At 51.4% G+C, this 13,934-nt stretch carries 7 protein-coding genes, 6 tRNA genes and 2 rRNA genes; 14 read left to right on the top strand and 1 reads right to left on the bottom strand.

Annotated features, from left to right (window positions below):
- The first annotated feature begins 48 nt into the window (after positions 1-48).
- The 5 genes from gatB to KDC22_RS28440 all read left to right on the top strand — a co-directional run bounded on the left by gatB (position 49) and on the right by KDC22_RS28440 (position 6,465).
- Positions 49-1,494 (top strand): Asp-tRNA(Asn)/Glu-tRNA(Gln) amidotransferase subunit GatB, encoded by a 1,446-nt coding sequence (gene gatB, locus KDC22_RS28460; protein ID WP_173139642.1) that lies wholly within the window; start codon positions 49-51, stop codon positions 1,492-1,494.
- Between the two features lie 84 nt (positions 1,495-1,578).
- Positions 1,579-2,052, top strand: coding sequence for a GNAT family N-acetyltransferase (locus tag KDC22_RS28455; protein ID WP_173139640.1), 474 nt, complete (start codon positions 1,579-1,581; stop codon positions 2,050-2,052).
- A gap of 36 nt (positions 2,053-2,088) precedes the next feature.
- Positions 2,089-4,011, top strand: coding sequence for a DUF4097 family beta strand repeat-containing protein (locus KDC22_RS28450; protein WP_246553063.1), 1,923 nt, complete (start codon positions 2,089-2,091; stop codon positions 4,009-4,011).
- A 125-nt stretch (positions 4,012-4,136) separates the two neighbouring features.
- A complete protein-coding gene (locus tag KDC22_RS28445) occupies positions 4,137-4,568 on the top strand; it encodes a Fur family transcriptional regulator (RefSeq protein WP_173139638.1) in 432 nt (143 codons plus the stop codon).
- Positions 4,569-4,743: 175 nt separating this feature from the next.
- Positions 4,744-6,465 carry a glycosyl hydrolase family 18 protein gene (locus KDC22_RS28440; RefSeq protein ID WP_211721135.1) on the top strand — a complete coding sequence of 574 codons (1,722 nt, stop codon included), beginning with the start codon at positions 4,744-4,746 and terminating at the stop codon, positions 6,463-6,465.
- Between the two features lie 108 nt (positions 6,466-6,573).
- On the opposite strand, the gene KDC22_RS28435 is transcribed toward KDC22_RS28440, so the two are convergent.
- Positions 6,574-6,939 carry a DUF2614 family zinc ribbon-containing protein gene (locus KDC22_RS28435; protein ID WP_173141367.1) on the bottom strand — a complete coding sequence of 122 codons (366 nt, stop codon included), beginning with the start codon at positions 6,937-6,939 and terminating at the stop codon, positions 6,574-6,576.
- 129 nt (positions 6,940-7,068) lie between these two features.
- Between KDC22_RS28435 and KDC22_RS28430 the strand changes: the two genes are divergently transcribed.
- The 9 genes from KDC22_RS28430 (at position 7,069) to KDC22_RS28390 (ending at position 13,815) form a co-directional block, all read left to right on the top strand.
- Positions 7,069-7,944: a nucleotidyltransferase-like protein gene (locus KDC22_RS28430; protein ID WP_211721134.1), complete on the top strand. Its 876-nt coding sequence runs from the start codon at positions 7,069-7,071 to the stop codon at positions 7,942-7,944.
- Positions 7,945-8,376: 432 nt separating this feature from the next.
- Positions 8,377-9,932 (top strand): 16S ribosomal RNA (locus KDC22_RS28425).
- A gap of 334 nt (positions 9,933-10,266) precedes the next feature.
- Positions 10,267-13,196, top strand: a 23S ribosomal RNA gene (locus KDC22_RS28420).
- Together the 16S and 23S rRNA genes with 6 tRNA genes alongside form the textbook arrangement of a ribosomal RNA operon.
- A gap of 63 nt (positions 13,197-13,259) precedes the next feature.
- Positions 13,260-13,335: transfer RNA gene (locus tag KDC22_RS28415), tRNA-Asn, on the top strand.
- 3 nt (positions 13,336-13,338) lie between these two features.
- Positions 13,339-13,428, top strand: a tRNA-Ser gene (locus KDC22_RS28410).
- A 23-nt stretch (positions 13,429-13,451) separates the two neighbouring features.
- A tRNA-Glu gene (locus KDC22_RS28405) sits at positions 13,452-13,526 on the top strand.
- Positions 13,527-13,546: 20 nt separating this feature from the next.
- A tRNA-Val gene (locus KDC22_RS28400) sits at positions 13,547-13,622 on the top strand.
- A gap of 34 nt (positions 13,623-13,656) precedes the next feature.
- Positions 13,657-13,730: transfer RNA gene (locus tag KDC22_RS28395), tRNA-Met, on the top strand.
- Positions 13,731-13,737: 7 nt separating this feature from the next.
- Positions 13,738-13,815, top strand: a tRNA-Asp gene (locus KDC22_RS28390).
- Positions 13,816-13,934: the final 119 nt, after the last annotated feature.

Here is a 13,934-nt window from a genome sequence, read left to right as displayed (position 1 = left end):
TAGTGCTTCTTATATAATTTGAGTATATGCCCACAAAACTTTTAAGGGATGAGATTATCTATGTCTAAATATGAAACGGTCATCGGGCTTGAAGTTCATGTGGAGCTTCATACCAAGTCCAAAATCTTCTGCGGCTGCTCCACAGAATTCGGCGCTCCGCCTAATACCCATACCTGTCCGGTCTGTCTGGGCCACCCCGGCGTATTGCCGGTTCTTAATCGGCAGGCTGTAGAGTACGCCATGAAAGCCGCAATGGCTCTGAACTGTACGATTGGCGATGTCAGCAAATTCGACCGCAAAAACTATTTCTACCCCGATTCCCCGAAGGCCTACCAGATTTCGCAATTTGATCAGCCTATCGGCCTGAACGGCTGGATTGATATTGAAGTGAATGGAGAGACCAAACGGATCGGCATCACCCGTCTTCATCTGGAGGAAGATGCGGGCAAGCTGACTCATGTGGATGGAGGATTTGCTTCACTGGTTGACTTCAACCGGGTGGGGACCCCACTTATTGAGATTGTCTCTGAGCCTGATCTGCGTTCGCCTGAGGAGGCGCGTGCTTATCTGGAGAAGATCCGCGCCATCATGCAGTATTGCGATGTATCCGATGTGAAGATGGAAGAAGGCTCGATGCGCTGTGACGCCAATATCAGCCTGCGGCCGGAAGGGCAGGAGGAATTCGGGATCCGGGCGGAGCTGAAGAATATGAACTCCTTCCGCGGGGTACTCCGCGGGCTGGAGTACGAACAGTTCCGTCAGGGAGAGATTCTGGATGACGGCGGGATCGTTGTGCAGGAGACCCGCCGCTGGGATGAAGCTGGGGGCAAGACCTTGTCTATGCGCGGTAAGGAAGAAGCGCATGACTACCGTTATTTCCCGGACCCGGATCTTATCGTGCTGCATATCAGTGATTCCTGGAAGGAACAGATCCGTGCGACCATTCCGGAGCTTCCAGATGCCCGGCAGGCCCGTTACAGCGAAGAATTTGGCCTGACTGCCTATGATGCGGGAGTGCTTACCTCATCCAAGCCGCTTGCCGACTTCTTTGAAGGCAGTCTGGCTTACACACAGGATGCCAAGGCTGTCGCCAACTGGATGATGGGAGACCTGCTGGGATATTTGAACAGCAATAATCTGGAATTATCCCAGGTGAAGATTACGCCGCAGGGACTGGGCGAGATGATCGGCCTGATCGCAGGCGGAACCATCAGCAGCAAAATTGCCAAAACCGTGTTCAAAGAAATGCTGGAGAGCGGCAAGCTGCCTGCAGTTATCGTTGAAGAAAAGGGTCTAGTGCAGATCAGTGATGAAGGTGCGATTAAGACAATCGTACAGGAAGTAGTCGCTGCTAATCCGCAATCTGTCGAAGATTACAAGGCCGGCAAGAAACAAGCGATCGGCTTCCTGGTAGGACAGGTTATGAAGGCAAGCAAAGGGAAAGCGAACCCGGGTCTTGTGAACACACTGCTTGCAGAAGTGCTGAACAGCTAGATTGGGTAATAGATTATAGAATCTTGGGCACAGGGCTTGTCGGCAACGGCAGGCCCCTGTGCAGTATATAAGGGGATTGTACGGATGGATACAATAGTGAAGTTGAATCTGCAGGATGAGATCACGCTGGATGAGCTATGGAGCCTTCAGCATAAGGCATACCGCCTGGAGGCGGAGATGATCGGGTTCCGTGACATTCCGCCGCTGCTGGAGACCAGAGACATGCTCAGCCGGGTTACAGAGGATTTCTATGGCTGCCTTGATGATACGGAGGAGCTGCTGGGCGCTATTGCAGTAATTGAAGAGTCTCCCGGCAAGCTCACGGTTACCCGGATGATGGTTAGCCCTGATCATTTCCGCCAAGGTGTGGCGGGCAGGCTGCTGGAATTCATCTTCGCCCGTTACGCAGAGATAGAGCAGTTTATTGTGTCTACGGGGAAGCTGAATCTTCCGGCAGTAACGCTCTATACCAAGCATGGGTTCATTCCTGTTGGAATTGAAGAGGTGGCTCCGGGAGTAGAGCTGGTGGAATTCCACCGGGCAGGCAGGCTGAAATGACAAGTACGAACCGTTCAGAAAGGAGGAGTACCGAGGATGAATTCCGGTTATCAGGAACATGAGGATTGTCCCGTGCAGGATGAAGAGAGAGAGACTGGCTTACCGCAGGCTGAAGCTGACGAAGAATGGAAAGCTCCTTATATACCGCCCCGTCCCAAGCGCCGTCCCCGCAAACGGAAATTTATAACCGGCCTGCTGGCTGCTGTACTTCCCGGCACGGGACATCTCTATCTCGGGCTGCTCCGCAAGGGGATTTCTTTCATTTTTCTGCTGCTGCTGGATATTGTGGCGCTGCTGTATTTCTCGTCTATAGGCATGCAAATCAATGTACCGCTGCTGATTCTGCTGGCGCTGCTGATCCCGGCAATGTACTTCTATAATGTGTTTGATGCGCTACAGGCAGCAGACCGTATTCTGCGGTTTCCTGAAGAGCAAGACCTTGAAGAACCGGACGCTATGAATGCTGCGGCAACAGCCAGGCGCCGGGTGAGGATCAGCGAGCCGGGAATTTCCTTTGGGCTCATGCTGCTTGTCGGCGGGGCGCTGCTGTTTCTCTTCCAGCAGAGGCCGCCCTGGCTTCAATTATTCATTGAGAATTCTGCGGGTGCTGCTGTGGCAACTCTGCTAATCGTCCTGGGGCTGCTTATGGGCATAAGAGAGATCGCCAAGAACTCTACCGCGCGTCTAAGCAAGGAACGGAGGAAACGGCGGATTGGCAGATATACTGCATCAGTCACGCTGGTTGCTGTCGGAGTTCTCCTCCTCCTTGACTGGCTTAACGGGACAGACCATATGATGCTGTTGCTGAAATGGTGGCCCCTTGTACCCGTATTATGGGGAGTAGAGTATCTGCTGATCTACGTGTTCTCCCGCCGGCAACAGAGCGTCACGGCCGGCAGAGCCCGGATGGATGTGCGGGGATTGTTCTCTGCTGTAATACTGGCTGCCTGTGTATTCATCGTGACCGAGCAGGAGCACTATCTGCACCTGTGGAACAAGGTGAGTCTTAATCTGACTGCGGCGGCAGTCGATTACGGAGAAGCGCAAGGAAGCAGCTACGAGAAGGCCCCCCTGATCGTCCCGGTTGAGCTGAATACTTCCAAAGTCAGTATAGATGCGATTAACGGAGATATTCTCATTCACCGGGCGGCTGTCGAGGATATCGAGATTACTGCGACAGTATGGGTAGACCAGCTGGACGGGGTCCTGGCCGAGTCTATAGCGGACCAGTCCTTTGTCGAAGTGACAGAGGGGACCACCATCAAGATCACTCCCCAGAGCAAGGCCTACGGTGAATCCGGCAAACGCCAGCCGCGAATCAACCTCGATATTTCTCTGCCGGAAGACCGCCGGTTTGACCTGAGTGTCCGAACAATGAACGGCGGTATTACACTGCAGAATGTTGAAGCCATTGCAGACATTTCACTGGAGACCGGGAACGGGGAACTGATCCTGCACCGTATTTACGGCAATGTCAAAGGCAAAACCCTGAACGGTGCCGTACGCGCCAGAGACGTCCTCGGCAATGTTGAACTGGGGACAAGCGGCGGCGATATGGGGGCCTGGGACGTTAGAGGCGCTCTGAAGCTGTCAACGGCGGTCGGCAACATCACGGCATATGACAGCGGAGATACGGTGGAGGTGTCCACGAAGAACGGCAATGTGGAGGTGTCAGGGGCGAGAGCCAAGCTGCATGCCGAATCAATGAACGGCCGGATCAATATCCGTTCCGGAGATTTCGGGGGGGACTGGGATATTTACAGTGCCGTGGGGGATATTGAGCTGTTCCTGCCGCTTACGGGTAATTATACGGTGGAGGGCTCCAGCGGCTACGGTGATATCGTTACAGATCTGCCAGGGCTCGTAATTGACAAAAAAGTCCTCTCCGGCCAAATTGGCACCGGCGAATATAAGCTGCGGGTGGACGGAAACAGCAATTTAAATGTGAGCAAATATTGAATTAAGGAATTTTTATTATATAATAATAAATATAATGTAATCACCTCATTGACAACGTTGAAAGCACAGTCTTACAATTACATTAGAATTATTATTAAGTTGTTTAATTAAAGGCGGTGGCACGGATGGGTAGTGGCGTACAGCATGCATTGGAGCAATTGAAGACAACCGGTGTCCGTATTACGCCTCAGCGTCATGCGATTCTAACGTATCTGATGGAAGCGATGAATCATCCTACGGCAGACGATATTTACCGAGCACTTGAGCCTCAGTTTCCAAGTATGAGTGTGGCAACTGTGTATAACAATCTTAAGATGTTCATGGAAGCGGGTATGGTCCGCGAGCTGACCTACGGTGACAATTCCAGCCGTTTCGATGCCAATGTGTCTGATCATTATCATGTCATCTGCCAGGATTGCGGCAAGATTGAGGATTTCAGTTATTCCTCTCTCCATGAAGTAGAGCATCAGGCCGAGTTGGCCACAGGCTTCAAGATTCATGGATTACGTATGGAACTGTATGGTGTGTGTAAATGCTGCGGCGAGAAGCGGCACTGAAAGGCAAGTTTATCTATAAGCGTGTAGAGTCCGAATGCGGATTTTACACGTTTTTTTGTTACATTAAGACAAACCTTCCAAGAGATTGGCGCAACCAATAAGACCCGCATGGCGTATACTTAACAGAAGCGTTGCCTGCATTTAAAAATTCAATATATTGTTTGGAGGACCTATTTTGGACAGAAGACAGAGACAAGGACGCGTCAAAAAGCGTGGAAGTCTTTTTCGCCGCTTACTGGGACTTGTCATTATAGCCGCTGCAGCCTTTTGGGTTGTTTATTATGTACTGCCGAACCGCCAGCATCTGGACCCTGACTGGAAGGGGCTGGACAAGCCGATTTTTGTGAAAGGACAGCTTACGGGTTACTCCGCTTCAGGTACCGGGGACAGTATGCTGTTACCTCTGCCTTTTTTACAGGAATACGTAGACCCTTCTATCCGTTATGAAGACAAGAGCAAATCTGTAATTCTCTCGACGGACAGCAGTCTCCTGTATATGCAGGAGGAATCAACAGCAGCAAGTCTGAACAATGAACCACTGCAGCTTCGCCTTGCTCCTGAGGTTAAGGATAAAGTGACCTACCTTCCGGTAGACACGCTGGAGAATTTGTACGGCTTCGAGATCAACGAGGATACGGCTACCGGTGCGGTACTGCTGATGACTGCGGGGGAATCGGTGCCGCTTGGCAAAGTGAAAGGTGAGGAAGGCGGGAAGACCAAAGCTCTGCGCACTGAAGCCTCCGTACATGCACCCATTCTTGCGGACATGGCTCCTGGAGCCGTCGTAAGGATCTGGAATACAGACACTAAGGACTGGGTATATGCTCAGCTTGACAACGGTTATGCAGGCTATGTCCAAGCGGATGATATTACCGCAGACGGAACCACAACAGTAGAGAAACAGCCCGCAGCGCCGACACGCGCTGAGCGCAGCTGGAAGGGCAAGCCTGTTAACATGTTCTGGGAAGCCGTGTACGAACGCAAACCGAATCCGGCCAAATTTGCTGATTTGCCGGGAGTTAACGTAGTTAGCCCTACCTGGTTCAGCATTATTGATGTGAACGGTAATGTGCGCAGCCAGGCTGACCGTTCCTATGTGGATTGGGCGCATAATCAGGGGATGGAGGTATGGGGACTGCTGAGCAACAGCTTTGAACCCGACTTGACTACTGAAGCCTTATCCACTTATGACAAACGGATGAATACTATTGTGCAGATGCTAAAGTATGCGGACCTGTACAATCTGGATGGTATTAATATTGATTTTGAGAATGTGTACACCAAGGATGGACCGAATGTTACCCAGTTCATGCGGGAACTGAAGCCGATGGCCCAGAGCCGGAATCTGATTGTTTCTATTGATGTAACGCCAAAATCCAAAAGCGAGATGTGGTCCCTGTTCCTTGACCGCCGGGCGCTTGGTGCCGTATCGGACTTCCTGGTCGTAATGGCTTATGATGAACACTGGGCAGCCAGCCCGGTCGCAGGTTCTGTTGCCTCGCTCCCCTGGGTTAAGAGTTCTATGAGCCGGATTATTGAAGAAGATGAAGTGCCGGCAGAGAAGCTGATTCTGGGAGTGCCGCTCTATACGCGTATCTGGACCGAAGCCACCGTGAAGGGGAAGACCAAGGTTAGCTCCAAGGCTGTTAGCATGAATGCCGTCAAGGAAATCCTTGCCGAGAAGAAGCTGACACCGGTATTCGATAAGGAAGCGGGACAGAATTACGTGGAGTATAAGGAAGAAGGGGTTGTCCGCAAAATCTGGATCGAGGACAAAACCTCACTCACAGCAAGGGTTGAGCTTGCCAGATCCTTGAAGCTTGGCGGCGTTGCTGCCTGGAACCGGAGCTTCGCCAGTCCGGAGGCTTGGGAAGCATTGAAGGCAATCATTAAATAAAGTTACTCTATTCTAAAAAAGGTGCTGTCCCAAGTGGACAGCACCTTTTTGCGCAGTACAAGAATGTATTAGATTCACATGATTTCAGTAACCTCTGCTTGAATAGGTTCAATGCTTGAGCTGCTGGAGTTCCAGTTCTTCGGCAGTAATGGTTGCTTGTGCCGGGTCCATGGTGAGGATCGTGTGGCAGAACATGCAGCGGTCCGTTTTGCCCAGCATTTTGGTCTGCTTATGGCATTCCGGACATTCCACCTGAACTGCACTGGTTGAGAGCATGCCGGCCCAGAAATAGATAGCCAGACTGGCCATCATGGAGATTAGTCCGATAACAAGGCCGATGGCAGCGACTACCTTGCCGGCAGAGCCCCAGAATACAATACCTGCGGTTCCCATGATCATAAGTCCCATACCCAGCATGGTTAGCAGCAGTCCCCAGGTGCGAAAGGCATTGATTTTAGCCGATTTAAATTTCATGAGCATGATCTCCTAACTGAAATATAGTTCGGTTGTACAGGAGGAACTGGCATGAATATGTAGAATAATATTATTTATAGAGATTATAACTGACTGGGTGCTAAATCGCCAAATTTAATGGAGGGAAGTATGGAACTGTCCAATTTGACCCTATTAAGTGGGGAGACATTTGAGGAGAATGTTCTGGGAGCCGTTGCTTGGCGGCAAAGAGGGGATGCCACGTTTCAGAGTGCACTGCTGCACGATTTTGATATGGTGGTTCTCATGCTGCATGAGGAACAGGAGACGGAACGCGTCATAACCCATACCATTGCTGGGGATAAGCGGACGCAATCGGTGCATGTGGGTCTGTCTGCACTTGAACGTGCTGTGATGGCCGGGGATAATAACGAGCTTCTTGCCAGCTTGATATCCGGAGAGGTGATCTGGGACCCTAAGGGGATTTTGGCAGAGATGCGGAAGCAGCTGATTCAGTTTGAAGGTCCGCTCAAAGAACGGGTGTTATTTATGGAATTCTCCCGTTTTTTACATATGTATATCAAGTCTAAACGTTACATTGAAGCGGGATGTACCATGGATGCTTATAATTGCGTACTTATGGCATTGTATCATTGGGCACGGATCGAAGTGAGTGAAGCAGGATATTTTCCGGAACCGGCAGTGTGGGGACAAGTCAAAAGCATGAACTCACCAGTCCATAAGCTATACGAGGAACTGACAATCAGCACAGAGACCCTGGACCAGAGAATTGAGCTGATACTGCTTGCCTGTGAATTTGCGCTCATGTCCAAGATGGCTGACTGTTGTGCCATGCTGCTTCATATTCTGGGCAGCCGTAAGGAGGCATGGAGTATTAAAGAACTTCTGCAGCATTCAGGACTCAGTCCCCTTCAGGCAGAGCTGCCGCTTGTGCTGCGCAAGCTTGTATCCCGATCCTTGATTCGTGAGATTGCCTCATGGGCAGTTGAAGCAGGGGATGGACATACCATCCGGTATACCCTTTAATTACACGGGAAGCTACTGGTGGAAGCACCTTTACACAGAGAGCATTAACAGGAGAATGGAGAGAGTGAATGTACTCTCTTTTTTTATTTGTCCAGCTCTGCATGAGAGTTAAAAGGGGAGGGAATATTTAGGGTTGACTAGGTTGTAGTTCGTATGTTAAATTATAACTCGTCCCTCCGACATAACGATGTGCAGCAATGCAGTCGGAAATCAGCCGGAAAAAGTAATCGAAAAAAAAGGTTGACTAAAACGAGGGCGCTGTGATATATTATAAAGGTCGCTGCTGAGACAAAAAACGGCGACGAGAGATGAGCTTGATCTTTGAAAACTGAACAACGAGTGAGTATCGGAAATCACGAAAGTGACTTCCAAAATGAGAATGTAAATTCTCGTCAGATGTTTCAAAATGAGCAATCGCTCTTTCTAAATACCAATTTGGAGAGTTTGATCCTGGCTCAGGACGAACGCTGGCGGCATGCCTAATACATGCAAGTCGAGCGGAGTTATGAAGGAGCTTGCTCCGGATTAACTTAGCGGCGGACGGGTGAGTAACACGTAGGCAACCTGCCCTCAAGACTGGGATAACTACCGGAAACGGTAGCTAATACCGGATAATTTCTTTCCTCTCCTGAAGAGAGAATGAAAGGCGGAGCAATCTGCCACTTGGGGATGGGCCTGCGGCGCATTAGCTAGTTGGTGGGGTAATGGCCCACCAAGGCGACGATGCGTAGCCGACCTGAGAGGGTGAACGGCCACACTGGGACTGAGACACGGCCCAGACTCCTACGGGAGGCAGCAGTAGGGAATCTTCCGCAATGGGCGCAAGCCTGACGGAGCAATGCCGCGTGAGTGATGAAGGTTTTCGGATCGTAAAGCTCTGTTGCCAGGGAAGAACGTCCGGTAGAGTAACTGCTATCGGAGTGACGGTACCTGAGAAGAAAGCCCCGGCTAACTACGTGCCAGCAGCCGCGGTAATACGTAGGGGGCAAGCGTTGTCCGGAATTATTGGGCGTAAAGCGCGCGCAGGCGGTTATTTAAGTCTGGTGTTTAAACCTTGGGCTCAACCTGAGGTCGCACTGGAAACTGGGTAACTTGAGTACAGAAGAGGAAAGTGGAATTCCACGTGTAGCGGTGAAATGCGTAGATATGTGGAGGAACACCAGTGGCGAAGGCGACTTTCTGGGCTGTAACTGACGCTGAGGCGCGAAAGCGTGGGGAGCAAACAGGATTAGATACCCTGGTAGTCCACGCCGTAAACGATGAGTGCTAGGTGTTAGGGGTTTCGATACCCTTGGTGCCGAAGTTAACACAGTAAGCACTCCGCCTGGGGAGTACGGTCGCAAGACTGAAACTCAAAGGAATTGACGGGGACCCGCACAAGCAGTGGAGTATGTGGTTTAATTCGAAGCAACGCGAAGAACCTTACCAGGTCTTGACATCCCGATGAAAGCATTAGAGATAGTGCCCCTCTTCGGAGCATCGGAGACAGGTGGTGCATGGTTGTCGTCAGCTCGTGTCGTGAGATGTTGGGTTAAGTCCCGCAACGAGCGCAACCCTTGACTTTAGTTGCCAGCAGGTTGAGCTGGGCACTCTAGAGTGACTGCCGGTGACAAACCGGAGGAAGGTGGGGATGACGTCAAATCATCATGCCCCTTATGACCTGGGCTACACACGTACTACAATGGCCGGTACAACGGGAAGCGAAACCGCGAGGTGGAGCCAATCCCAGCAAAGCCGGTCTCAGTTCGGATTGCAGGCTGCAACTCGCCTGCATGAAGTCGGAATTGCTAGTAATCGCGGATCAGCATGCCGCGGTGAATACGTTCCCGGGTCTTGTACACACCGCCCGTCACACCACGAGAGTTTACAACACCCGAAGTCGGTGGGGTAACCCGCAAGGGAGCCAGCCGCCGAAGGTGGGGTAGATGATTGGGGTGAAGTCGTAACAAGGTAGCCGTATCGGAAGGTGCGGCTGGATCACCTCCTTTCTATGGAGAATCGTTTCCTGCAATGGAAACATTCAAATCGGAAGCTTAGCTTCCACAACTCAGGTTTAGGCCTGTTACTCACTCGTTGGTCAGTTTTGAGAGTTGAAGCTCTCATCTTTACCTTGATCCTTGAAAACTGGATACCGAAACGAATTTGCGTTTTAGAACATTCCTTTAAGCTGAACTTGTGTAAACAAGTTTCAATATTATAGTGATGCTAAGCGAAGATTTTGGATGATGAAGCGACCTTTGGCTTTGAATGTGTTGGTGAATGGAGCAATCCATGAACAACATTCAAAACAAGATGAGCGAATCAGCCAAACATCGGAGCGTTGGTTAAGCTAATAAGAGCACACGGAGGATGCCTAGGCGCCAGGAGCCGACGAAGGACGTGGCGAACAACGAAACTGCCTCGGGGAGCTGTAAGCAAGCTTTGATCCGGGGGTGTCCGAATGGGGAAACCCAGCTGTGGTAATTCGCAGTTACTCATTTCTGAATACATAGGAAATGTAGAGGCAGACCAGGGGAACTGAAACATCTAAGTACCCTGAGGAAGAGAAAACAATAGTGATTCCGTCAGTAGCGGCGAGCGAACGCGGAACAGCCTAAACCAAGGGGCTTGCCCCTTGGGGTTGTGGGACGTCTCACATGGAGTTACAAAGGAATATGGTAGGCGAAGAGGTCTGGAAAGACCCGCGATAGAGGTAAAAGCCCTGTAGCCTAAACTATATTCTCTCCGAGACGGATCCCGAGTAGTGCGGGGCACGTGAAACCCCGTATGAATCCAGCAGGACCATCTGCTAAGGCTAAATACTACCTGGCGACCGATAGTGAAACAGTACCGTGAGGGAAAGGTGAAAAGCACCCCGGAAGGGGAGTGAAATAGAACCTGAAACCGTGTGCTTACAAAAAGTCAGAGCCCTTTCTATGGGTGATGGCGTGCCTTTTGTAGAATGAACCGGCGAGTTACGTTTAACATGCAAGGTTAAGGTGAGAAGCCGGAGCCGCAGCGAAAGCGAGTCTGAATAGGGCGATTGAGTATGTGGACGTAGACCCGAAACCGTGTGATCTACCCCTGTCCAGGGTGAAGGTGCGGTAACACGCACTGGAGGCCCGAACCCACGCATGTTGAAAAATGCGGGGATGAGGTGGGGGTAGCGGAGAAATTCCAATCGAACTCGGAGATAGCTGGTTCTCCCCGAAATAGCTTTAGGGCTAGCCTCGGTGAATGGAGTGGTGGAGGTAGAGCACTGATTGGGTGCGGGGCCCGCAAGGGTTACCAAGCTCAGTCAAACTCCGAATGCCATTTACTTCTTGCCGGGAGTCAGACAGTGAGTGCTAAGATCCATTGTCAAAAGGGAAACAGCCCAGACCATCAGCTAAGGTCCCCAAGTGTGTGTTAAGTGGGAAAGGATGTGGAGTTGCACAGACAACCAGGATGTTGGCTTAGAAGCAGCCACCATTGAAAGAGTGCGTAATAGCTCACTGGTCGAGTGACTCTGCGCCGAAAATGTAACGGGGCTAAACACACCACCGAAGCTATGGCTAGATGCACTAGCATCTGGGGTAGGGGAGCGTTGTATGTGGGTTGAAGGTGTACCGTAAGGAGCGCTGGACCGCATACAAGTGAGAATGCCGGTATGAGTAACGAAAAGATCAGTGAGAATCTGATCCGCCGAAAGCCCAAGGTTTCCTGAGGAAGGCTCGTCCGCTCAGGGTAAGTCGGGACCTAAGGCGAGGCCGACAGGCGTAGTCGAAGGACAACAGTTTGAAATTACTGTACCACCGTAATCCGCTATGAGCGATGGGGTGACGCAGGAGGGTAGTGACGCGGACTGATGGATGTGTCCGTCTAAGCAGTGAGGCTGATGTGTAGGCAAATCCGCACATCGTGAAGGCTGGGCTGTGATGGGGAGCGAAAATTATAGTAGCGAAGGTCATGATCTCACACTGCCAAGAAAAGCCTCTAGTCAGGAGAAGGTGCCCGTACCGCAAACCGACACAGGTAGGCGAGAAGAGAATTCTAAGGCGCGCGGAAGAACTCTCGTTAAGGAACTCGGCAAAATGACCTCGTAACTTCGGGAGAAGAGGTGCCTCGGTAGGGTGAATAGCCCGAGGGGGCCGCAGTGAAAAGGCCCAAGCGACTGTTTAGCAAAAACACAGGTCTGTGCGAAGCCGTAAGGCGAAGTATACGGGCTGACGCCTGCCCGGTGCTGGAAGGTTAAGGGGAGTGGTTAGGGGCAACCCGAAGCTGTGAACCGAAGCCCCAGTAAACGGCGGCCGTAACTATAACGGTCCTAAGGTAGCGAAATTCCTTGTCAGGTAAATTCTGACCCGCACGAATGGCGTAACGACTTGGGCGCTGTCTCAACGAGAGATCCGGTGAAATTTTAATACCTGTGAAGATGCAGGTTACCCGCGACAAGACGGAAAGACCCCATGGAGCTTTACTGCAGCTTGATATTGAATTTGGGTACGATCTGTACAGGATAGGTGGGAGCCGTTGAGGCAGGAGCGCAAGCTTCTGCGGAGGCGCCGTTGGGATACCACCCTGATCGTATCTAGGTTCTAACCTAGTGCCCTTATCGGGTACGGGGACCGTGTCAGGCGGGCAGTTTGACTGGGGCGGTCGCCTCCTAAAGAGTAACGGAGGCGTTCAAAGGTTCCCTCAGAATGGTTGGAAATCATTCGCAGAGTGCAAAGGCATAAGGGAGCTTGACTGCGAGACCTACAAGTCGAGCAGGGACGAAAGTCGGACTTAGTGATCCGGTGGTACCGCATGGAAGGGCCATCGCTCAACGGATAAAAGCTACCCTGGGGATAACAGGCTTATCTCCCCCAAGAGTCCACATCGACGGGGAGGTTTGGCACCTCGATGTCGGCTCATCGCATCCTGGGGCTGAAGTAGGTCCCAAGGGTTGGGCTGTTCGCCCATTAAAGCGGTACGCGAGCTGGGTTCAGAACGTCGTGAGACAGTTCGGTCCCTATCTGTCGTGGGCGCAGGAAATTTGAGAGGAGCTGTCCTTAGTACGAGAGGACCGGGATGGACGTACCGCTGGTGCATCAGTTGTTCCGCCAGGAGCATGGCTGAGTAGCTACGTACGGACGGGATAAGCGCTGAAAGCATCTAAGCGTGAAGCCCCCCTCAAGATGAGATTTCCCAGTATGTAAGACCCCTTGAAGACGACGAGGTAGATAGGTTGGAGGTGGAAGTGCAGCAATGCATGGAGCTGACCAATACTAATCGGTCGAGGGCTTATCCAAATACACTAATACACAAATTCGTTTCGGATTCAGTTTTCAGGCGATCAAGCCTGATATGTATATTCCCTGATAGCTCAGTTGGTAGAGCACTCGACTGTTAATCGAGTTGTCACAGGTTCGAGTCCTGTTCGGGGAGCCATATGGAGAGGTGTCCGAGTTTGGCCGAAGGAGCACGATTGGAAATCGTGTAGGCGCCACAAGCGTCTCGAGGGTTCGAATCCCTCTCTCTCCGTAGCAATACTTTTTACACAGCATGGCTCGTTGGTCAAGGGGTTAAGACACCTCCCTTTCACGGAGGTAACATGGGTTCGAATCCCATACGAGTCACCATTTTTTTGGAACTGATACATGGAGGCTTAGCTCAGCTGGGAGAGCATCTGCCTTACAAGCAGAGGGTCGGGGGTTCGAACCCCTCAGCCTCCACCATCTATGATTTAACTGAATAGATTTTTACCAATGACGCGGGGTGGAGCAGCCCGGTAGCTCGTCGGGCTCATAACCCGAAGGCCGCAGGTTCAAATCCTGCCCCCGCAATTGTTTTGGAACCGTGGTGTAGTTGGCCTAACATGCCTGCCTGTCACGCAGGAGATCGCGGGTTCGAATCCCGTCGGTTCCGCCATTTTAATGGCTTAAGGGATGAGAATTCCCTGGGTTCGTTGAAGCATAGGCTTCGTAAGGAATACTTCGCAATCTCGTAACGAAGTGAAGAGTATCCCGTCGGTTCCGCCATCTTTATCT

Origin of the sequence: Paenibacillus tritici (assembly GCF_018207515.1) — a bacterium.
Lineage (GTDB): Bacteria > Bacillota > Bacilli > Paenibacillales > Paenibacillaceae > Paenibacillus_AQ > Paenibacillus_AQ tritici.
Note: the sequence above shows the minus strand (reverse complement) of the source record. Positions and strands in the feature narration are given on the sequence as shown.

What these genes read in the sequence shown, in the direction of transcription:
- KDC22_RS28430 (WP_211721134.1), top strand. Translation starts at nt 7,069, where the DNA reads ATGGAACTGTCCAATTTGACCCTATTAAGTGGGGAGACATTTGAGGAG.
- gatB (WP_173139642.1), top strand. Translation starts at nt 49, where the DNA reads ATGAGATTATCTATGTCTAAATATGAAACGGTCATCGGGCTTGAAGTT.
- KDC22_RS28450 (WP_246553063.1), top strand. Translation starts at nt 2,089, where the DNA reads ATGAATTCCGGTTATCAGGAACATGAGGATTGTCCCGTGCAGGATGAA.
- KDC22_RS28445 (WP_173139638.1), top strand. Translation starts at nt 4,137, where the DNA reads ATGGGTAGTGGCGTACAGCATGCATTGGAGCAATTGAAGACAACCGGT.
- KDC22_RS28455 (WP_173139640.1), top strand. Translation starts at nt 1,579, where the DNA reads ATGGATACAATAGTGAAGTTGAATCTGCAGGATGAGATCACGCTGGAT.
- KDC22_RS28435 (WP_173141367.1), bottom strand. Translation starts at nt 6,939, where the DNA reads ATGAAATTTAAATCGGCTAAAATCAATGCCTTTCGCACCTGGGGACTG.